We start from the raw sequence: 20,744 nt of genomic DNA, 5'->3' as shown, positions 1-20,744 counted from the left end.
GATTAACGATGGCTACAGGTAAGATCGTACAGATCATCGGTGCGGTAGTCGACGTAGAGTTCCCACAGAGTGACGTACCTAGTGTATATGACGCTCTAAACGTAACGGACTCAAAAGAGCGTTTAGTTCTTGAAGTTCAGCAACAGCTAGGCGGTGGCGTAGTTCGTTGTATCGTAATGGGTAGCTCTGATGGTTTACGTCGTGGAGTGGAAGTTGTAAATACTGGCGCTCCAATTTCAGTACCCGTTGGTACTAAGACCCTAGGTCGTATCATGAACGTTCTAGGTGACGCAATTGACGAGCGTGGTGACATCGGTGCAGAAGAGAAATACTCTATTCACCGTGAAGCGCCAAGCTACGAAGAGCAGTCAAACGAAACATCCCTGCTAGAGACGGGTGTTAAAGTAATCGACTTGATTTGTCCATTCGCTAAGGGTGGTAAAATTGGTCTATTTGGTGGTGCAGGTGTAGGTAAGACCGTTAACATGATGGAGCTTATCAACAACATTGCATTACAGCACTCAGGTCTATCAGTGTTTGCTGGTGTTGGTGAGCGAACTCGTGAAGGTAACGATTTCTACTTTGAGATGCAGGAAGCTGGCGTTGTAAACGTTGAAAATCCTGAAGAGTCAAAAGTTGCGATGGTTTACGGTCAGATGAACGAGCCACCAGGTAACCGTTTACGTGTTGCTTTGACTGGTTTGACAATGGCTGAGCGTTTCCGTGATGAAGGACGTGATGTTCTTCTGTTTGTTGATAACATTTACCGTTATACATTGGCAGGTACTGAAGTGTCAGCACTTCTTGGTCGTATGCCTTCAGCGGTAGGTTATCAGCCTACTCTAGCGGAAGAAATGGGTGTGCTTCAAGAGCGTATCACTTCAACTAAAGCAGGTTCTATCACGTCTGTACAGGCGGTATATGTTCCTGCGGATGACTTGACTGACCCATCTCCAGCAACAACGTTCGCGCACTTAGATGCAACGGTTGTACTTAACCGTAACATCGCAGCTATGGGCTTATATCCAGCGATCGATCCACTAGATTCGACTTCTCGTCAGCTAGATCCTCTAGTAGTAGGTCAAGAGCATTACGATATTGCGCGTGGTGTTCAATCTACTCTGCAGCGTTATAAAGAGCTGAAAGATATCATTGCGATTCTTGGTATGGATGAGCTATCTGAAGGTGATAAGCAAATTGTATCTCGTGCACGTAAGATAGAGCGTTTCCTTACTCAGCCTTACCATGTAGCGGAAGTATTTACTGGTGACCCAGGTGTTTACGTGTCTCTTAAAGAGACTTTACGTGGCTTCAAAGGTCTTCTAGCTGGTGATTACGATGACGTTCCAGAGCAAGCGTTTATGTACTGTGGTGCAATTGACGATGCTATCGAGAATGCGAAGAAGCTATAAGGCTAACTAGGAGGCGATATGGCACCAATAACCTTTCACCTAGACGTAGTAAGCGCTGAAAAGAAAATCTTTTCTGGTCGTGTTGAAACGTTTCAGGTGACCGGTAGCGAGGGTGAGCTAGGTATTTTTCATGGCCACACTCCGCTACTGACCGCTATCAAGCCTGGTATGGTGCGTATTGTGAAACAGCACGGCCACGAGGAAATTATTTATGTTTCCGGTGGTATGATAGAAGTGCAGCCTGGTACAGCGACTGTATTGGCAGACACAGCTATCCGTGGTGAAGAGCTAGACGCAGCGAAGGCAGAAGAAGCCAAGCGCCGCGCTGAGGAGAATATTCAGAATCAGCATGGCGATATGGACTTTGCTCAAGCGGCCAGTGAGCTGGCAAAAGCCATTGCTCAGCTACGTGTTATCGAGCTGACAAAAAAACGCCGTTAAAGCAACTTTCGGTGTTTTAAAGTGATAAAGGCGGTCATTTGACCGCCTTTTTTCTATTTTTTAAGGGAAATACTTCCAGAATAGTTAACTAATTTTTAGTTAAAGTCTAAAATACTTCTCAGCTTAACAACTTCATCTAAAGGTTTTGAATGAAATTTAGTGCGGTGATTCTCGCAGCGGGTAAAGGGACTCGCATGTACTCTAGTAAGCCTAAGGTGTTACATACCTTGGCTGGAAAGCCTATGGTTCAACATGTTGTTGATACATGTAAAAATTTGGGAGCACAAAATGTGCACCTAGTATTTGGTCATGGCGGTGATCAGATGCAGAGAGAACTTTGTGGCGAGCCTGTTAACTGGGTCCTTCAGGCCGAACAATTGGGTACAGGGCATGCGGTTGACCAAGCATCTGCTCAATTTGAAAATGATGAAAAGATTTTAGTTCTCTACGGTGACGTGCCTTTAATATCTGAGGAAACATTAGAGAGTTTACTTGATGCTCAACCTAATGGTGGTATCGCGTTACTAACTGTCGTATTGGATAATCCAACGGGTTACGGTCGTATTGTTCGTAATAATGGGCCAGTTGTAGCTATTGCTGAGCAAAAAGACGCGACAGAAGAGCAAAAACTGATTAAAGAGATCAACACTGGTGTTATGGTTACCACTGGTGGTGATTTGAAACGCTGGCTTTCTGGCCTTAGCAATAACAATGTTCAAGGTGAATATTACCTTACTGATATTATTGCTGCAGCTTATAATGAAGGGCGTGCTGTGGAAGCCGTTCACCCTGTAAATGCTATAGAAGTAGAGGGAGTGAATGATAGAGCACAGCTTGCTCGTTTAGAGCGTGCTTTTCAAAAAATGCAGGCACAAAAGTTACTCGAACAGGGGGTAATGTTACGCGATCCGGCGCGCTTTGATCTTCGTGGGGAATTACAGTGTGGGCTGGATTGTGAAATCGACACCAATGTCATTATTGAAGGTAAAGTAACACTAGGTGATAAGGTGACAATTGGCACTGGTTGCGTACTTAAGGATTGCGAAATTGATGATAACACAGTTATTCGTCCATATAGTGTAATTGAAGGTGCCACGGTGGGAGAGGATTGTACCGTTGGACCATTTACACGCCTTCGTCCTGGTGCTGAGATGCGCAATGACTCTCACGTAGGCAACTTCGTTGAAGTAAAAAACACTCTCCTGGGAGAGGGTTCTAAAGCTAACCATCTAACATACCTGGGTGATGCTCAGATTGGTGAGCGAACCAATATTGGTGCTGGGACTATTACTTGTAATTATGATGGTGTTAATAAATTTAAGACCATCATAGGTAATGATGTCTTCATTGGTTCGGATAGCCAATTAGTTGCACCAGTAGTAGTGGCTGATGGTGTGACTCTTGGCGCAGGTACTACATTAACTAAAGATGTTGGGGAAGATGAGTTAGTCATCACACGCGTTAAAGAGCGTATGATCAAGAACTGGCAAAGGCCGACTAAAAAATAATCTTCCTCAGACGCCGCAAAATTGAAGTGACCCCCAGTAATTGGAATGTTCAACTATTGGGAGTCACTTCAAATTGTGGCGTTTCATTTTACAGTTTATTTATCAGTTATAATTGTTTGTTGTCCAACCACCTCGGTTTCTGGTTGGTGGCGTCTTGATACCCAATAGCCAATCCATAGCCCCATCGTACAGATAATGATTGCTATTCCTGTCACAGCTTGTGCTTGGCTTGCCATCGCCGCCACTAATGCGCTAGCTAAACCACTAAAACATATTTGTAAGCTGTTTTGTAAACCAGCTGCCGTTGCTGGGCTTTGTTTGGCGCTTGCTAGCGCTCGATTGACAACAATAGGGTAAAGGGCACCATTTGCGACAGCTATTAGGCAGAATGGAGCCAAAATGGGCCAGATAGAAGAAAGCTGAAATTGCGATACTATAAAAATAATAATCGCAGCAAGGCTGAATAACCCAATAAGCTGGCGAAGGATTTGTTCATCACCATGTTTAGAAACGCACTTTTTACCTAGGTATCCACCAGCCATAAAAGCAATGGTTTGAGGTATAAAGCTTAGACCGATATCCTTAGCATCATATCCTAGTTGAGCCATTATTTCTGGCATGCCAGTTAGGTAGGCAAAGAATGCTGCAGATGCTGTGGCAAACATAGCCACATTACCCAAGTAGGTTTTAGAGGTGATCAAGGTTTTGATATCAGAACCAATAGTGGACTTTTTGGTTTGCTGTTTGGGGTTTTCCTGCGCCATAGTTGCAGCAATCAATACCAATCCAACAATAGTTAAAGTAATAAATATACTACGCCATCCCCAGAGATCAGAGAGTACTACGCCCAGTTGAGGTGCTAATGCAGGGGAGAGTGCCACTAGAGGCATAATGGTAGCAAAAATCTGTTGGCTTTGATTTGCATGGTGCTTAATGACCATAGCTTGCCAGATAACTGCTGGGGCACAAACACCAATAGCTTGAATGAAGCGCAGAGTTAGAAGTTGCCATACTTGATCGCTAAATGTTAAACCAAAAGAGGCAAATGTAAACAGGCTCAAGCCAGCAGCTAGCGTGTTTCGGTAACCAAATTTATCGGATGCGAGTCCCCAGGAAAGTTGCCCAACGGCCATTCCGATAAGAAAAACGGTGAGAGATAGTGCTATTTGTTCTGGACCAGTGGCAAAGTCATTTTGTATCGCTTTAAAAGCCGGGAGGTACATGTCGGTGGCGACAAATCCTAGCATAGATAGACAGGCTAAATAGAAAAATTGCAGTTTAGATATATTCATTTTAATTCCATTCAAAATAATTCACTGATTATTTTCTTTCTTTATCAATGTTAATATTGGTTTTTATATTTTATTCATGATGTTTTTAGCTTTTAAGCGCTATTTTTTATGGTTATCAATCAAAAAAGTTGAAGGGTAATAATGGGTATATTTTCTCAGGCGTCTTTAGAGCTGGTGGATACGGTTGCTCGGCTTGGAAGTTTTACTTCTGCTGCGCAAGTTCTGCATAAAGTACCGTCTGCAATTAGTTATGGTGTTCGTCAGATTGAGCAGGATCTGGATGTTGTTTTGTTTCGGCGTCTACCCAGAAAGGTGGAGTTGACTGTCGCTGGAGAGGTGTTTATCGAGCAAGCAAGAGTTATGTTGCGACAGATGGAAGAAGTTAAGTATCAGACTAAGCGTGCGGCGCATGGTTGGCAAAAAACACTGAAGTTGACTCTCGATAATGTTGTAAAGCTGGAATGCTTAAAACCCTTGGTTGAAGATTTTTATCAAACATTTCCTTATGCAGAACTACAAATCAACATGGAAGTATTTAATGGTTCCTGGGAAGCAATATCACAAGAGAGAGCGGATATTGTTGTTGGTGCGACCTCAGCTATTCCAGTTGGGGGTGAGTTTGAAGTGAAAGATATGGGGGGGCTGGATTGGACATTTGTAGTTGCTCCAAATCATCCATGTGCAAAGCATCAGGTTCTGACAGAAGAACTTGTCAGCCAGTTTCCAGCAATTTGTTTGGATGATACATCTAATGTATTACCTAAACGTCATTCTGGTCATTATCCACATCAACGCCGGTTACTTTTACCAAATTGGCATACTGCAATCGAGTGTTTAAAAAATGGTGTGGGGGTTGGCTACATGCCAAGTCATATTGCCGTGCCTTTAGTTGATCAAGGTGTTTTGTTAGAAAAATCATTGCCAGATGAAAAGCCAGTTAGTCGATGCTGCTTGGTATGGCGTAAAGATGCCAATCATAAATTGATTCAATGGATGGTGGATTATTTAGGTGATGGTGAGAAACTACACAAGGATTGGCTTAAATATGATGAATAATATGTGGATATAAATAAGGCCAGCTTAAGCTGGCCTTATTTGGTAAAGTTACGGGCGCTCGAACACGGTAGCAATACCTTGACCTAAACCAATACACATAGTAGCTAGGCCATATTTAGCGTTTTTATCTTCCATGAGATTGATCAGAGTGGTTGAAATGCGAGAACCTGAGCAGCCTAATGGATGGCCAAGAGCGATTGCACCACCATTGAGGTTTACCTTCTCTTCCATTACCTCGAGTAGGCCCAAGTCTTTTGCGCAGGGTAGAGATTGTGCTGCAAATGCTTCATTTAGCTCCACTATGTCTATATCTTTGATGGATAAACCTGCACGTTTTAATGCTTTTTGAGTAGCGGGTACTGGGCCGTAACCCATAATCGATGGATCACAACCAGCAATAGCCATGCCCTTAATGCGTGCACGTATGGTTAGACCTAGTTGGTTTGCTTTCTCTTCACTCATAATTAGCATGGCTGATGCGCCATCAGATAGAGCTGATGAGCTACCGGCGGTGACAGTACCATTCGCTGGATCAAAGGCTGGGCGAAGTTGAGAAAGCCCTTCAATTGATGTTTCAGGTCGAATTACCTCATCATGCTCAAGTGTGAAGAGCGTACCATCTTTTGAGTGTCCCTCTGTAGGTAATATTTCGTTTTTAAATCGTCCCTCAACCGTTGCCGCATGGGCACGTGCATGAGAGCGGGCTGCAAACTCATCTTGTTGTTCACGAGTAATACCATGGATTTTACCTAACATTTCAGCTGTTAGGCCCATCATACCCGCTGCTTTGGCAACGTTTTTTGACATGCCAGGGTGGAAATCTACACCATGATTCATGGGAACGTGTCCCATATGCTCAACTCCGCCTATCAAGCAAATGTCAGCATCTCCTGTCATTATGGCTCGTGTTGCATCGTGTAATGCTTGCATCGATGAGCCACATAAGCGGTTTACCGTGACGGCACCAATTTCAATTGGCAGTCCGGCCAGTAGTGCAGCATTACGTGCTACATTGAAGCCCTGCTCAAGAGTTTGCTGAACACAACCCCAATAGATATCTTCAATTTCTTTTGGGTTGACCTGTGGATTACGTGCCAATATACCTTTCATTAAATGAGCGGAAAGGTCTTCTGCGCGAGTATGACGGAAAGCTCCACCTTTAGAGCGACCCATTGGTGTACGTAGACAATCTACGACAACAACGCTTTTAGTTTGATTTGTCATTTGGGTATCTCCTTAGATAGAACCTTGTTGCTGATTGCCATAGAAGGTTTCACCATTTGCGGCCATGTCAATAAGCATTTGTGGTACTTGGTACATGGCCCCTAAATCTGAGTGTTGTTTTGCCATAGCTACGAACTCTGCGATACCAAAACTATCAAGGTAGCGGAATATACCACCACGAAATGGAGGAAAACCTAGCCCATATACTAGAGCCATATCACCCTCTTGAGGAGACGCTATAATTTTTTCTTGTAGACATAATACTACTTCATTGATCATAGGAATCATCATACGTTGGATGATAGCTTGGTCATCAAAATCTTGTTTTTTAGAGCAAACATTAGAGAGAATAGGCAATACATCTTCGTTAAAGGCTTTTTTCGGTTTGCCACGCTTGTCGATATTGTAGCTGTAAAAGCCATGACCATTTTTCTGACCATATTTCTTAGCGTCAAATAGTGCATCAATCGCGTCACGAGCAGATTTGCCCATTCGTTCAGGAAAGCCCTGGGCCATAACGGCCTGTGCGTGGTGAGCGGTATCAATACCAACCACATCTAACAGATAAGCAGGTCCCATTGGCCAGCCAAATTTACTTTCCATGACTTGATCAACTTTAGAAAAATCTGCGCCATCGCGTAGTAGCATGCTAAAACCACCAAAATAGGGAAATAACACACGGTTGACGAAAAATCCTGGGCAGTCATTGACTACAATCGGTGATTTTCCCATTTTGGCTGCGTATGCCACAACACGATTGATGGTTTCATCTGATGTCTTTTCACCACGGATTATTTCAACCAATGGCATTCTGTGTACTGGATTGAAGAAGTGCATACCACAGAAATTTTCAGGTCTTTGAAGTGACTTTGCTAACTGATTAATTGGTATCGTTGAGGTATTAGAAGCAATGACGGTATCTGCACTAACTTGTTGCTCTACTTCGCTAAGAACCGCTGCTTTGATTTTTGGGTTTTCGACAACCGCTTCGACAATTACATCTGAATTGTCGATACCAGCGTAATGTAAGCTAGGAGTTATGGATGCCAGAATGCCAGCCATCTTAAATCCATCAATACGGCCGTGAGATAGTCGTTTGTTGAGTAACTTAGATGCCTCTGCCATACCGAGATCAAGTGATGCTTGTTCAATGTCTTTCATTAAAACAGGCACGCCTTTCAAGGCCGATTGGTAGGCGATACCACCGCCCATTATGCCAGCGCCTAAAACAGTAGCGCGCTGAGTATCTTTGTTTGCTGCTTTGGCGGCGTTTTTGGCTACTCCCTTAATGTACTGATCGTTGAGAAACAGTCCAACGAGAGATTTGGCTTCTTCTGATTTAGCGAGTTGTACAAAATACTTACGTTCAATATCTAGCGCTTCATTTCTAGCGCTCTGTACACCTTCTTCGATCGTTATAACTGCTTTCATAGGTGCCGGATAGTGCGGACCTGCTTTTTGAGCGACTAAACCTTTAGCCATTGTAAAGCTCATCATGGCTTCTAGTTTACTTAAAGTGAGTGCCGATATTTTTTGGCTGCGTCGTTGTTGCCAATCTACTTTTTCGTTTATCGCCTGTGATAGTGTTACCAGCGCGGACTCGCGTAAAGACTCGCTCTCTACAATAGCATCTAGTAACCCGATTTTAAGCGCTTCATCAGCACGGCATGCCTTGCCTTGAGTGATAATTTCCATTGCACTATCAGCCCCAACAAGGCGCGGGAGGCGAACGCAACCTCCAAAACCAGGCATTATGCCTAGTTTAGTTTCAGGTAAACCAATGCTAGTTGTTTTGTCACCAATTCTTATATCAGTAGCAAGTACACACTCACAGCCACCGCCAAGAGTATGGCCTTTCAAAACTGATAGTGTTGGGACCGGTAGATCTTCTAATTTGTTAAAAACACTGTTGGCAAACTGAAGCCATTTATCTAACTCTGCCTCTGGTTTAGAAAATAGCCCGAGAAACTCAGTGATATCAGCACCGACAATGAAGGTATCTTTATCTGATGTGAGTAGTAATCCTTTGAGTCCATTATGGTTTTTTAAAGCATCAAGAGCTTTATCTAGCGATTCGAGTGTCGCAAGGTCGAGTTTGTTAACGGATTTCGGAGAGCAAAAGCTGAGCTCAGCGATACCGTCATGCAATTCCTTTACCTGTAGGGTTTCGGCTTGGTAAATCATTATCTATCTCCATGACATACAATCTTGGGATTGCGCGTATGCCGGTCTTAAGCCGACATTTAGAAATGTCGTCATATCCCACTCTGGTTTGACCAGTTATTTTAGTTTGGCCTCAGAAGAAATGAAATACAATACATTTTTTAAACAACTGTTTAACATTGTGCGCTGCGACTGATCTTTTAGGCGCTCTTGTTTGTCTCACGTGGTAGACTCAACAAATAGAAAAATATGATTATAGCGCAATGAATGACAAGCCATTTCTTATTCCTAAAGAGCTAATCCTCTATCAAGAGGAAATAAAAAAAAGCTTATTCATCACTCAATTGGAACATACTCCGTCCATTGCTGAGGCTAAGGCATTCATCGCTCAGGTTAAAAACCAGCATGCTGCGGCTAGACATAATTGTTGGGGGTTTGTCGCTGGTCGGTCTGAAGATTCAATGAAGTGGGGCTTTAGTGATGACGGAGAGCCCTCAGGGACGGCAGGTAAGCCTATTTTGGCTCAGCTTACTGGATCTGGAGTTGGTGAGATAACCGCTGTGGTGACAAGGTATTCCGGGGGGATAAAACTGGGTACAGGAGGTCTTGTTAGGGCCTATGGTGGTGGAGTGCAAAAGGTGCTCAAGTTGCTTCAAACAATTGAGAAAAAAATAACCACAAAACTATTACTAGAGTTAGACTATGGTTTTGTCGCTATTGTGCAAGGCTTACTCAGCCAATTTGATGCAAAAGAAGTTGAAGCTGACTATAGTCAACAAGTTAAAATGGTTGTGAACATCGAGCTGCGCTATGCCAATGATTTCACCCAAAGTGTAATAAATAAGAGTGGTGCCAGAATTTTGGTAACCCCATTAGATGGCAAACAATGATAATCAGGAAGTCTGAAGCTTTGCTTCGGTAATCATCAATTCATGCAATTTCGTTCAATTATCCGAATTGTCGGGCTTTTGCTCGCTCTTTTTAGTGTATCCATGTTGGCCCCAGCTCTTGTTGCTTTGATTTATCGTGACGGTGCCGGTGTTTCCTTTGTGACGACTTTCTTTTTCCTGTTTATTTGCGGGGCAATATGCTGGTGGCCAAATCGGCGACATAAACATGAACTTAAAGCGCGAGATGGTTTTTTAATCGTAGTGCTATTTTGGACTGTTATCGGTAGTGCTGGTTCGATTCCTTTTTTGTTGTCCGATAACCCAAGCGTGTCTGTAACGGATGCTTTTTTTGAGTCTTTTTCTGCTTTAACAACTACTGGAGCGACAGTTATTGTTGGCCTTGATGATTTACCAAAAGCTATTTTGTTTTATCGCCAGTTTTTGCAATGGTTTGGTGGAATGGGGATCATTGTTTTGGCTGTTGCGATTCTGCCTGTGCTGGGAATTGGTGGTATGCAGCTTTATCGTGCTGAGATACCAGGGCCAGTGAAAGATAGTAAAATGACTCCACGGATAGCAGAGACGGCTAAAGCGTTATGGTATATATACCTAAGTCTGACAATTGCTTGTGCATTAGCTTTTTGGTTGGCAGGTATGACACCCTTTGATGCTATTGGGCATAGTTTTTCCACCATAGCAATTGGAGGTTTTTCAACTCATGATACGAGTATTGGCTATTTTGATAGTTATGCCATTAATATAATCACAGTAGTATTTTTGCTTATTTCTGCTTGTAATTACTCGCTGCATTTTGCAGCATTTGCCTCTGGCGGTGTACACCCCAAATACTATTGGAAAGATCCAGAGTTTAGAGCCTTTATCTTAATTCAAATACTCCTTTTTACCGTTTGTTTCCTGATTTTATTAAATCATCACTCCTATAGCTCTTTCTACGATGCGTTTGATCAAGCTTTATTTCAAACCGTTTCTATCTCCACAACAGCAGGTTTTACAACAACGGGTTTTGCTGACTGGCCGCTGTTTTTACCAGTGTTACTTCTATTCTCTTCATTTATAGGCGGTTGTGCGGGTTCTACTGGTGGAGGAATGAAGGTCATTCGTGTACTACTACTGACACTACAGGGAGCGCGTGAATTAAAACGTCTTGTTCACCCGAGGGCTGTCTATACCATCAAGGTGGGTGGTTCAGCTCTTTCTCAGCGGGTTGTTGATGCGGTGTGGGGTTTTTTCTCAGCTTACGCTCTTGTATTTGTGGTTTGTATGTTGGGTTTAATTGCGGCAGGGATGGATGAACTCAGTGCTTTTTCTGCTGTTGCGGCGACCTTGAATAACCTTGGGCCTGGTCTGGGAGAGGTCGCTTTGCACTTTGGTGATATCAATGAAAAGGCTAAGTGGGTGTTGATTGTCTCAATGCTGTTTGGGCGATTAGAGATCTTCACTTTATTGATTTTACTTACGCCTACTTTTTGGCGTAGTTAAGGAGGCTTTGTGCTTAAAGCTCTGTTTCTATATTCGTCCCGTGAAGGTCAGACGAAAAAAATTCTCACATATATCGAAAACAACCTATCGCATATGGAAGTTGAAACCTTAGACTTACACGTTGCCAAAAACATCGACTTTGCACTTTACGACAAAGTATTGATTGGTGCTTCCATCCGCTATGGTCACTTGAATAAGAAGTTGTACCAATTTATTAAGCAGAATAAAGCTCAACTAGATAGTTTAAAAGTAGGTTTTTTTTGCGTAAATTTAACCGCGAGAAAAGAAAGTCAAGGTAAAGATACAGTCGAAGGTAGTGTCTATATACAAAAGTTCCTGGCAAAGTCTCCTTGGCAGCCTAAATTGATCGGAGTATTTGCAGGTGCACTTTATTACCCTCGCTATAATTGGTTCGATAAGGTAATGATTAAGCTGATTATGAGCATGACCGGAGGCGAGACCAATACTGATAAAGAGGTTGAGTACACCAATTGGGGAAAAGTCTCTTTATTTGCTAAAAAGTTTAGTGATTTATAGAGAATAGATGCAAATTTGGTCGTTTGGGCTTAAATTTTAATCGAAAAGCAAAAAAATAAAAAAAACGTTCAAAATCGCTTGTCATTGTAAATGTTATCTCTATAATGCCCCTCGCTGTCTAGGAAAGGCTTCGGAAAGATACATCGAAGTGAAAAGTTACTTAGATAGCGAGACTTAATGGTCAAGCAGAAATGCTGAAAAATAAGTTGAAAAAGTGTTTGACACTCAGCTTTTTATGACTAAAATGGTCGTCTGTTCTGAGTTAAGTCCAGAACAATGCTCTTTAACAATATAAACCTATCAATCTGTGTGGGCACTCGTTGATGATAATCCAAAAATGATTCTATTGAATCACTTTAGGTATCAATGAACTGAGTGACCAATACAAATAACGACTTTCTCTTGTAGAAAGGCATTATTTGGCACAGTCAATTCATTATCGTTCTGTTCCTATTTATTTAAGAAGAGAACGATAATAGCTTTAGAATTACATGTTTCTGTTTATTTTCGAATAAGCGGTAAATATTAGTTTTGAAGTCAGTATTCATTGAGCCCAATCCTATTTAGTTAGGAAATCAAAACTTTAAATTGAAGAGTTTGATCATGGCTCAGATTGAACGCTGGCGGCAGGCCTAACACATGCAAGTCGAGCGGAAACGAGAAGTAGCTTGCTACTTCGGCGTCGAGCGGCGGACGGGTGAGTAATGCCTGGGAAATTGCCTTGATGTGGGGGATAACCATTGGAAACGATGGCTAATACCGCATAATGCTTTTGTTTGTAATGAACGGAAGCCAAAGAGGGGGACCTTCGGGCCTCTCGCGTCAAGATATGCCCAGGTGGGATTAGCTAGTTGGTGAGGTAATGGCTCACCAAGGCGACGATCCCTAGCTGGTCTGAGAGGATGATCAGCCACACTGGAACTGAGACACGGTCCAGACTCCTACGGGAGGCAGCAGTGGGGAATATTGCACAATGGGCGCAAGCCTGATGCAGCCATGCCGCGTGTATGAAGAAGGCCTTCGGGTTGTAAAGTACTTTCAGCAGTGAGGAAGGTGGATGTGTTAATAGCGCATTCATTTGACGTTAGCTGCAGAAGAAGCACCGGCTAACTCCGTGCCAGCAGCCGCGGTAATACGGAGGGTGCGAGCGTTAATCGGAATTACTGGGCGTAAAGCGCATGCAGGTGGATGATTAAGTCAGATGTGAAAGCCCGGGGCTCAACCTCGGAATAGCATTTGAAACTGGTCATCTAGAGTACTGTAGAGGGGGGTAGAATTTCAGGTGTAGCGGTGAAATGCGTAGAGATCTGAAGGAATACCAGTGGCGAAGGCGGCCCCCTGGACAGATACTGACACTCAGATGCGAAAGCGTGGGGAGCAAACAGGATTAGATACCCTGGTAGTCCACGCCGTAAACGATGTCTACTTGGAGGTTGTGGCCTTGAGCCGTGGCTTTCGGAGCTAACGCGTTAAGTAGACCGCCTGGGGAGTACGGTCGCAAGATTAAAACTCAAATGAATTGACGGGGGCCCGCACAAGCGGTGGAGCATGTGGTTTAATTCGATGCAACGCGAAGAACCTTACCTACTCTTGACATCCAGAGAAGCCAGCGGAGACGCAGGTGTGCCTTCGGGAGCTCTGAGACAGGTGCTGCATGGCTGTCGTCAGCTCGTGTTGTGAAATGTTGGGTTAAGTCCCGCAACGAGCGCAACCCTTATCCTTGTTTGCCAGCGAGTAATGTCGGGAACTCCAGGGAGACTGCCGGTGATAAACCGGAGGAAGGTGGGGACGACGTCAAGTCATCATGGCCCTTACGAGTAGGGCTACACACGTGCTACAATGGCGCATACAGAGGGCGGCCAACTTGCAAAAGTGAGCGAATCCCAAAAAGTGCGTCGTAGTCCGGATTGGAGTCTGCAACTCGACTCCATGAAGTCGGAATCGCTAGTAATCGTGGATCAGAATGCCACGGTGAATACGTTCCCGGGCCTTGTACACACCGCCCGTCACACCATGGGAGTGGGCTGCAAAAGAAGTAGGTAGTTTAACCTTCGGGAGAACGCTTACCACTTTGTGGTTCATGACTGGGGTGAAGTCGTAACAAGGTAGCGCTAGGGGAACCTGGCGCTGGATCACCTCCTTATACGATGATTATTTTTGATGAGTACCCACACAGATTGATGGTTTTGAAGCGCAAGCTTCGAGCTATTTTGCTCTTTAACAATTTGGAAAGCTGACGAACAATAACCGTGATTGGTTGTTGTTCAAATAAAAGTTCTCAAATCCTAATGATTCTTTTTAACGAAAGAATGATTGGGTACCAACACACATTCAAGTGTTCTTGGAAACACCACAATTCGTTGTGGCGTTTATATTTGAGTCCGGCAAAATCGAACGCTGTCTCGCTCATTCAAATAATGAGACAGCAACTTTGGTTGTTTAATTAACAACACCAACTGAGCAAGACTCTTTGGGGTTGTATGGTTAAGTGACTAAGCGTACACGGTGGATGCCTTGGCAGTCAGAGGCGATGAAAGACGTAGTAACTTGCGATAAGCCCAGATTAGGTAGTAACAACCGTTTGAGTCTGGGATGTCTGAATGGGGAAACCCACGTGCATAAGCACGTATCATTAACTGAATACATAGGTTAATGAGGCAAACCGGGGGAACTGAAACATCTAAGTACCCCGAGGAAAAGAAATCAACCGAGATTCCGAAAGTAGCGGCGAGCGAAATTGGATTAGCCCTTAAGCTTTACACGCGTTAGACGAACAGCCTGGAAAGGCCGACAATAAAGGGTGATAGTCCCGTAGTCGACGACGTGTGTTCAGTGAAATCGAGTAGGACGGGACACGTGATATCCTGTCTGAATATGGGGGGACCATCCTCCAAGGCTAAATACTACTGACTGACCGATAGTGAACCAGTACCGTGAGGGAAAGGCGAAAAGAACCCCTGTGAGGGGAGTGAAATAGAACCTGAAACCGTGTACGTACAAGCAGTAGGAGCACCTTCGTGGTGTGACTGCGTACCTTTTGTATAATGGGTCAGCGACTTATATTCAGTAGCAAGGTTAACCATCTAGGGGAGCCGTAGAGAAATCGAGTCTTAACTGGGCGTCGAGTTGCTGGATATAGACCCGAAACCAGGTGATCTAGCCATGGGCAGGTTGAAGGTTGAGTAACATCAACTGGAGGACCGAACCGACTAATGTTGAAAAATTAGCGGATGACTTGTGGCTAGGGGTGAAAGGCCAATCAAACCTGGAGATAGCTGGTTCTCCCCGAAATCTATTTAGGTAGAGCCTCGGACGAATACTACTGGGGGTAGAGCACTGTTAAGGCTAGGGGGTCATCCCGACTTACCAACCCTTTGCAAACTCCGAATACCAGTAAGTACTATCCGGGAGACACACGGCGGGTGCTAACGTCCGTCGTGGAGAGGGAAACAACCCAGACCGCCAGCTAAGGTCCCAAAGTATAGCTAAGTGGGAAACGATGTGGGAAGGCTTAGACAGCTAGGATGTTGGCTTAGAAGCAGCCATCATTTAAAGAAAGCGTAATAGCTCACTAGTCGAGTCGGCCTGCGCGGAAGATGTAACGGGGCTAAGCTATACACCGAAGCTGCGGCAATACAGTTTACTGTATTGGGTAGGGGAGCGTTCTGTAAGCCGTTGAAGGTGTGCTGTAAGGCATGCTGGAGGTATCAGAAGTGCGAATGCTGACATGAGTAACGATAAAGGGGGTGAAAAACCCCCTCGCCGGAAGACCAAGGGTTCCTGTCCAACGTTAATCGGGGCAGGGTAAGTCGACCCCTAAGGCGAGGCCGAAAGGCGTAGTCGATGGGAAACGGGTTAATATTCCCGTACTTCTTACAATTGCGATGGGGGGACGGAGAAGGCTAGGTGAGCCTGGCGACGGTTGTCCAGGTTCAAGTGCGTAGGCTTGAGAGTTAGGTAAATCCGGCTCTCTCCAAAGCTGAGACACGACGTCGAGCACCTACGGGTGTGAAGTCATTGATGCCATGCTTCCAGGAAAAGCCTCTAAGCTTCAGATTGTAAGAAATCGTACCCCAAACCGACACAGGTGGTCGGGTAGAGAATACCAAGGCGCTTGAGAGAACTCGGGTGAAGGAACTAGGCAAAATGGTACCGTAACTTCGGGAGAAGGTACGCTCTTGTCGGTGAAGTCCCTTGCGGATGGAGCTAACGGGAGTCGCAGATACCAGGTGGCTGCAACTGTTTATTAAAAACACAGCACTGTGCAAAATCGTAAGATGACGTATACGGTGTGACGCCTGCCCGGTGCCGGAAGGTTAATTGATGGGGTTAGACTTAGGTCGAAGCTCTTGATCGAAGCCCCGGTAAACGGCGGCCGTAACTATAACGGTCCTAAGGTAGCGAAATTCCTTGTCGGGTAAGTTCCGACCTGCACGAATGGCGTAATGATGGCCACGCTGTCTCCACCCGAGACTCAGTGAAATTGAAATCGCTGTGAAGATGCAGTGTACCCGCGGCTAGACGGAAAGACCCCGTGAACCTTTACTACAGCTTGGCACTGAACATTGAGCCTACATGTGTAGGATAGGTGGGAGGCTTTGATATGTGCACGCCAGTGTGCATGGAGCCATCCTTGAAATACCACCCTTGTATGTTTGATGTTCTAACTTAGACCCATTATCTGGGTCAAGGACAGTGCCTGGTGGGTAGTTTGACTGGGGCGGTCTCCTCCCAAAGAGTAACGGAGGAGCACGAAGGTGGGCTAAACACGGTTGGACATCGTGTGGTTAGTGCAATGGCATAAGCCCGCTTGACTGCGAGAATGACAATTCGAGCAGGTGCGAAAGCAGGTCATAGTGATCCGGTGGTTCTGTATGGAAGGGCCATCGCTCAACGGATAAAAGGTACTCCGGGGATAACAGGCTGATACCGCCCAAGAGTTCATATCGACGGCGGTGTTTGGCACCTCGATGTCGGCTCATCACATCCTGGGGCTGAAGTCGGTCCCAAGGGTATGGCTGTTCGCCATTTAAAGTGGTACGCGAGCTGGGTTTAGAACGTCGTGAGACAGTTCGGTCCCTATCTGCCGTGGGCGTTGGAAGATTGAAGGGGGCTGCTCCTAGTACGAGAGGACCGGAGTGGACGAACCTCTGGTGTTCGGGTTGTCATGCCAATGGCATTGCCCGGTAGCTAAGTTCGGAATCGATAACCGCTGAAAGCATCTAAGCGGGAAGCGAGCCCTAAGATGAGTCTTCCCTGACCCCTTGAGGGTCCTAAAGGGTTGTTCAAGACTAGAACGTTGATAGGCAGGGTGTGTAAGCGTTGTGAGGCGTTGAGCTAACCTGTACTAATTGCCCGTGAGGCTTAACCATACAACACCCAAAGGGTTTTGTTGTGGACTCAAAGTAGAACATTGAATGTGTAGAGAACGCTCTTTAAAGAGTAAGCAGCTTTCCAGATTTTGACCGGTTGCGAGTGTGCAGCGGGTCACCTAATTTGCTTGGCGACCATAGCGTTGTGGACCCACCTGAACCCATGCCGAACTCAGAAGTGAAACACAATAGCGCCGATGGTAGTGTGGGGTCTCCCCATGCGAGAGTAGGACATCGCCAGGCTTCAAATTTAGACATACAGTCTAACCAGTGCGGAGCGGTAGTTCAGTTGGTTAGAATACCGGCCTGTCACGCCGGGGGTCGCGGGTTCGAGTCCCGTCCGCTCCGCCAATTATTTAGAAGCCTCGCCTTAGCGGGGTTTTTTAATATTAAAATGTTCTACAGGGGTGTAGCTCCAATTGGCAGAGCAGCGGATTCCAAATCCGCGTGTTGGGAGTTCGAATCTCTCCACCCCTGCCATATTTGAGGCTCTAGTTGAAAGACTGGAGCCTTTTTATTTGAGAACAATAAGCAGCGGATTCAGCTGATATCCAAAGAATGCGCGTGTTGGGAGTTCGAATCTCTCCACCCCTGCCATAGTTGAGGCTCTAGTTGAAAGACTGGAGCCTTTTTATTTGAGAACAATAAGCAGCGGATTCAGCTGATATCCAAAGAATGCGCGTGTTAGGAGTTCGAATCTTTCCACCCCTGCCATATTTGAGGCTCTAGTCGAAATACTGGAGCCTTTTTCATTTGAAAGCAGCAGCGGATTCAGCTGATATCCAAAGAATGCGCGTGTTAGGAGTTCGAATCTTTCCACCCCTGCCATATTTGAGGCTCTAGTCGAAATACTGGAGCCTTTTTCATTTGAAAGCAGCAGCGGATTCAGTTGATACTCAAAGAATGCGCGTGTTAGGAGTTCGAATCTCTCCACCCCTGCCATATTTGAGGCTCTAGTCGAAATACTGGAGCCTTTTTTATTTGAGAACAATAAGCAGCGGACTCAGCTGATACTCAAAGAATACGTGTGTTGGGAGTTCGAAGATCTCTACCTTGTAGTAGGATAATAGGAAGTTGATTCTTTCAGGTAGTGTCCCAGTATGAGCTATACAGTTATATATCGTACTGATCAATTTTTCATATCTTATAGATGGTTTTCTTTCTTATAACTAAGAACTATTCTTGTTAATCTGTTACCTTTAGCTGCCTGTCAAACCAAAGATCTATTTATATGGATATATCTCGTCGCCAATTTGTTAAATCTGGCTTAGTATTTTCAGCACTTAGTGTATTACCATCTTGTACTTTGACTCGTTCACTTCGCAATGAGAATAAGTGGATTTATGATCTTACAGCAGAGCCTGCTTCGGCAGAACTTGTTCCTGGCTATACAACTAATGTGCTTGGTTTTAATGGTCAGATTCCTGCGCCCACTATTCGTTGCCGTCAGGGGCAGGAAGTCACGATAAGATTCACCAATAAGTTGAGCGAACCTACAACTATCCACTGGCATGGTTTAAGAATCCCTATTGCTATGGATGGAGTGCCATTTTTAAGCCAAGCCCCTATCATGCCAGGTGAGACTTTTATCTATAGGTTTACTCCACCTGATGCTGGCACCTTTTGGTATCATCCACATATGAATAGTGTCAAACAGTTGGGTATGGGACTGGTTGGCTTGATTATTGTTGAGGAAGAAATCCCTGTCCAGTTTGATGAAGAGCACGATCTTATGCTTAAACATTGGCATATTGATAAACAAGGGCAATGGAAGGATCTTATGATTCCTCGCCTAAGTGCTAGGATGGGGACTCCTGGAGAATGGAGTAGTGTTAATGGAATTCATGAGCCCATTTATCAATTGAAAGAAAATGCGACAACTCGGATACGTATTGCGAATGTCGATAATAGCATTACCTACTCTATTGCTATTGAGGGAGCGCAAGCCTGGATTGTTGCAATAGATGGAAATCCAGTTAGAACACCTTATGAAATTTCGCAGCATAAAATTGGCCCGGGTATGAGAGTTGATGTTGCGTTAATTGCTCCAAAACAAGGGCAAAAAGTTTATGTTCGTCAAATGAAAGGGCGATTCCCATTCCCTTTGTGTGAGTTTAATGTGATCAGTTCAGATCTTTCGGATCATAGACCTATCCCTAGGCTACCGCTCAATCCTGTCCCAGCTCTGGATTTGGATAATGCTGAAAGGCTAGATTTTGTATTTGAGTGGGAGGGGGCGGTATCACCAGTAGGAAAAAATGGAAAATCGATGCCAAAATTTTGGCTGACAAATAAACGAGCATGGGAGGGGATGTCTAAAGATAATATTCCTGCCCCACTTGCCTCACTTGAGCTTGGTAAGACATATATCTTTTATTTGAAAAATGTTACTCAGTACCATCATCCTATTCACATTCATGGCCATACTTTTACCTTGTTGGAATTAAATGGAAAAAAAGTAGCAGAACCCTTCCATACTGATACAGTGTTACTGGGTAAAAACGGTACGGCAAAAGCGGCGCTTGTTGCTGATAACCCTGGGCGTTGGATGTATCATTGTCATGTTATCGAGCACATGAAAACTGGCCTGATGGGTTATATTGAAATAAAGTGACTCCTGTAACTTTTAAAATTTATAAAATAATTGGTACTGTTTTGGCCACTTTTTTGATTGAAAAATTGTTTAATCGCTGAAATATTGGTAGGTAAAGTTTGGAGGGAATCTATGGGGCAATTATCTATTCTTGGTTTTATTGCACTAGGAGGAGCATTTGGAGCTTGTGCTCGTTACCTTGTTTCAGAGCTTTGCATTACTTTACTTGGACGTGGCTTTCCATATGGTACCTTAACAGTTAATTTTGTTGGCTCTTTTATCATGGGTCTTCTTGTTGCCGCATTTGAAAGTGAGATGTTGGCCACTGAACCTTGGCGTCAACTTATTGGCCTAGGTTTTCTTGGCGCTTTGACCACCTTTTCTACATTTTCTATGGATAACGTTCTGCTTATCCAACAAGGTGCCTTTTTTAAAATGGGGCTCAATATAATACTTAATGTTGTTTTGAGTATTTCTGCTGCTTGGTTAGGCTTTCAATTACTGTCTAAGAACTAGTGTAAGTTAAGATTTAGCTAATTACTTCTCAACATGCCTTGGTTTACTCAAGGCAATTTTATATACTTTACCTACTTGTCGGAGTGCCATAAGGCTGAGACCGTTTATTCGGGATCCGTTGAACCTGATCAGATTAATATCTGCGAAGGGAACAAGAGAAGATACCTACACCAGTATTCTATCTGGTTTATCTATCAACTCATCGAAGATTGTTACCTCGCTACTAGTAGTAGGCTGATT

Annotated in this window: 13 protein-coding genes, 2 tRNA genes, 3 rRNA genes and 1 riboswitch; of the genes, 14 read left to right on the top strand and 4 right to left on the bottom strand. The window is 44.4% G+C overall.

The genetic code is table 11. The features are described 5' to 3' along the window. The first annotated feature begins 8 nt into the window (after nt 1–8). The 3 genes from atpD (at nt 9) to glmU (ending at nt 3,361) form a co-directional block, all read left to right on the top strand. Nucleotides 9–1,412 carry a F0F1 ATP synthase subunit beta gene (atpD, locus tag OCV27_RS14795; protein WP_125319553.1) on the top strand — a complete coding sequence of 468 codons (1,404 nt, stop codon included), beginning with the start codon at nt 9–11 and terminating at the stop codon, nt 1,410–1,412. 18 nt (nt 1,413–1,430) lie between these two features. Then, the gene (locus OCV27_RS14790) at nt 1,431–1,853 is read left to right on the top strand and encodes a F0F1 ATP synthase subunit epsilon (protein ID WP_125319552.1); all 423 of its coding nucleotides are present in this window, start codon (nt 1,431–1,433) and stop codon (nt 1,851–1,853) included. Between the two features lie 149 nt (nt 1,854–2,002). Continuing rightward, nucleotides 2,003–3,361, top strand: coding sequence for a bifunctional UDP-N-acetylglucosamine diphosphorylase/glucosamine-1-phosphate N-acetyltransferase GlmU (gene glmU, locus OCV27_RS14785; protein WP_125319551.1), 1,359 nt, complete (start codon nt 2,003–2,005; stop codon nt 3,359–3,361). Between the two features lie 95 nt (nt 3,362–3,456). On the opposite strand, the gene punC is transcribed toward glmU, so the two are convergent. After that, nucleotides 3,457–4,653, bottom strand: a complete 1,197-nt coding sequence (gene punC / locus OCV27_RS14780) for a purine nucleoside transporter PunC (protein WP_125319550.1) — start codon at nt 4,651–4,653, stop codon at nt 3,457–3,459. A gap of 147 nt (nt 4,654–4,800) precedes the next feature. Here punC and punR point away from each other — a divergent pair, with 147 nt between their 5' ends. Next, entirely contained in the window at nt 4,801–5,709 is a 909-nt protein-coding gene (gene punR, locus OCV27_RS14775) for a DNA-binding transcriptional activator PunR (protein ID WP_125319610.1), read from the top strand. Nucleotides 5,710–5,757: 48 nt separating this feature from the next. Here punR and fadA read toward each other — a convergent pair whose 3' ends face one another. Both fadA and fadB read right to left on the bottom strand, forming a co-directional pair. Further along, entirely contained in the window at nt 5,758–6,933 is a 1,176-nt protein-coding gene (gene fadA, locus OCV27_RS14770) for an acetyl-CoA C-acyltransferase FadA (RefSeq protein ID WP_125319549.1), read from the bottom strand. Nucleotides 6,934–6,945: 12 nt separating this feature from the next. Beyond that, nucleotides 6,946–9,117 (bottom strand): fatty acid oxidation complex subunit alpha FadB, encoded by a 2,172-nt coding sequence (fadB, locus tag OCV27_RS14765; protein WP_125319548.1) that lies wholly within the window; start codon nt 9,115–9,117, stop codon nt 6,946–6,948. Between the two features lie 242 nt (nt 9,118–9,359). Here fadB and OCV27_RS14760 point away from each other — a divergent pair, with 242 nt between their 5' ends. The 8 genes from OCV27_RS14760 to OCV27_RS14725 all read left to right on the top strand — a co-directional run bounded on the left by OCV27_RS14760 (nt 9,360) and on the right by OCV27_RS14725 (nt 17,875). Next, nucleotides 9,360–9,986, top strand: a complete 627-nt coding sequence (locus tag OCV27_RS14760; RefSeq protein ID WP_125319547.1) for a YigZ family protein — start codon at nt 9,360–9,362, stop codon at nt 9,984–9,986. A 42-nt stretch (nt 9,987–10,028) separates the two neighbouring features. Then, nucleotides 10,029–11,486, top strand: a complete 1,458-nt coding sequence (locus OCV27_RS14755; protein ID WP_125319546.1) for a TrkH family potassium uptake protein — start codon at nt 10,029–10,031, stop codon at nt 11,484–11,486. Nucleotides 11,487–11,495: 9 nt separating this feature from the next. Then, the gene (gene hemG, locus OCV27_RS14750; protein WP_125319545.1) at nt 11,496–12,023 is read left to right on the top strand and encodes a menaquinone-dependent protoporphyrinogen IX dehydrogenase; all 528 of its coding nucleotides are present in this window, start codon (nt 11,496–11,498) and stop codon (nt 12,021–12,023) included. 585 nt (nt 12,024–12,608) lie between these two features. Next, nucleotides 12,609–14,166 (top strand): 16S ribosomal RNA (locus tag OCV27_RS14745). A gap of 339 nt (nt 14,167–14,505) precedes the next feature. Next, a 23S ribosomal RNA gene (locus OCV27_RS14740) occupies nt 14,506–17,395 on the top strand. A 127-nt stretch (nt 17,396–17,522) separates the two neighbouring features. Further along, nucleotides 17,523–17,638: ribosomal RNA gene (rrf, locus tag OCV27_RS14735) — 5S ribosomal RNA — on the top strand. Together the 16S, 23S and 5S rRNA genes with 2 tRNA genes alongside form the textbook arrangement of a ribosomal RNA operon. Nucleotides 17,639–17,669: 31 nt before the next feature. Beyond that, nucleotides 17,670–17,746, top strand: a tRNA-Asp gene (locus tag OCV27_RS14730). 52 nt (nt 17,747–17,798) lie between these two features. Further along, a tRNA-Trp gene (locus OCV27_RS14725) sits at nt 17,799–17,875 on the top strand. Nucleotides 17,876–18,026: 151 nt separating this feature from the next. Here OCV27_RS14725 and OCV27_RS14720 read toward each other — a convergent pair. Next, entirely contained in the window at nt 18,027–18,338 is a 312-nt protein-coding gene (locus OCV27_RS14720) for a hypothetical protein (RefSeq protein WP_337969182.1), read from the bottom strand. A gap of 288 nt (nt 18,339–18,626) precedes the next feature. Here OCV27_RS14720 and OCV27_RS14715 point away from each other — a divergent pair, with 288 nt between their 5' ends. Together OCV27_RS14715 and crcB are read left to right on the top strand one after the other, a co-directional pair. Next, on the top strand, nt 18,627–20,009 hold the full coding sequence (locus OCV27_RS14715) for a multicopper oxidase family protein (protein ID WP_125322226.1): 1,383 nt from the start codon (nt 18,627–18,629) through the stop codon (nt 20,007–20,009). Nucleotides 20,010–20,120: 111 nt separating this feature from the next. Then, complete coding sequence (gene crcB, locus OCV27_RS14710) at nt 20,121–20,504, top strand: fluoride efflux transporter CrcB (RefSeq protein ID WP_125322227.1); 384 nt, start codon at nt 20,121–20,123, stop codon at nt 20,502–20,504. A gap of 69 nt (nt 20,505–20,573) precedes the next feature. Beyond that, a riboswitch (TPP riboswitch) is annotated at nt 20,574–20,672 on the top strand. Nucleotides 20,673–20,744: the final 72 nt, after the last annotated feature.

Source organism: Vibrio pectenicida, from assembly GCA_024347015.1.
GTDB lineage: Bacteria > Pseudomonadota > Gammaproteobacteria > Enterobacterales > Vibrionaceae > Vibrio > Vibrio pectenicida.
This window is presented reverse-complemented; position numbering and strand designations above follow the sequence as displayed.

What these genes read in the sequence shown, in the direction of transcription:
- atpD (WP_125319553.1), top strand. Translation starts at nt 9, where the DNA reads ATGGCTACAGGTAAGATCGTACAGATCATCGGTGCGGTAGTCGACGTA.
- OCV27_RS14790 (WP_125319552.1), top strand. Translation starts at nt 1,431, where the DNA reads ATGGCACCAATAACCTTTCACCTAGACGTAGTAAGCGCTGAAAAGAAA.
- glmU (WP_125319551.1), top strand. Translation starts at nt 2,003, where the DNA reads ATGAAATTTAGTGCGGTGATTCTCGCAGCGGGTAAAGGGACTCGCATG.
- punC (WP_125319550.1), bottom strand. Translation starts at nt 4,653, where the DNA reads ATGAATATATCTAAACTGCAATTTTTCTATTTAGCCTGTCTATCTATG.
- fadA (WP_125319549.1), bottom strand. Translation starts at nt 6,933, where the DNA reads ATGACAAATCAAACTAAAAGCGTTGTTGTCGTAGATTGTCTACGTACA.
- fadB (WP_125319548.1), bottom strand. Translation starts at nt 9,117, where the DNA reads ATGATTTACCAAGCCGAAACCCTACAGGTAAAGGAATTGCATGACGGT.
- OCV27_RS14760 (WP_125319547.1), top strand. Translation starts at nt 9,360, where the DNA reads ATGAATGACAAGCCATTTCTTATTCCTAAAGAGCTAATCCTCTATCAA.
- OCV27_RS14755 (WP_125319546.1), top strand. Translation starts at nt 10,029, where the DNA reads ATGCAATTTCGTTCAATTATCCGAATTGTCGGGCTTTTGCTCGCTCTT.
- OCV27_RS14720 (WP_337969182.1), bottom strand. Translation starts at nt 18,338, where the DNA reads ATGGCAGGGGTGGAGAGATTCGAACTCCTAACACGCGCATTCTTTGAG.
- OCV27_RS14715 (WP_125322226.1), top strand. Translation starts at nt 18,627, where the DNA reads ATGGATATATCTCGTCGCCAATTTGTTAAATCTGGCTTAGTATTTTCA.
- crcB (WP_125322227.1), top strand. Translation starts at nt 20,121, where the DNA reads ATGGGGCAATTATCTATTCTTGGTTTTATTGCACTAGGAGGAGCATTT.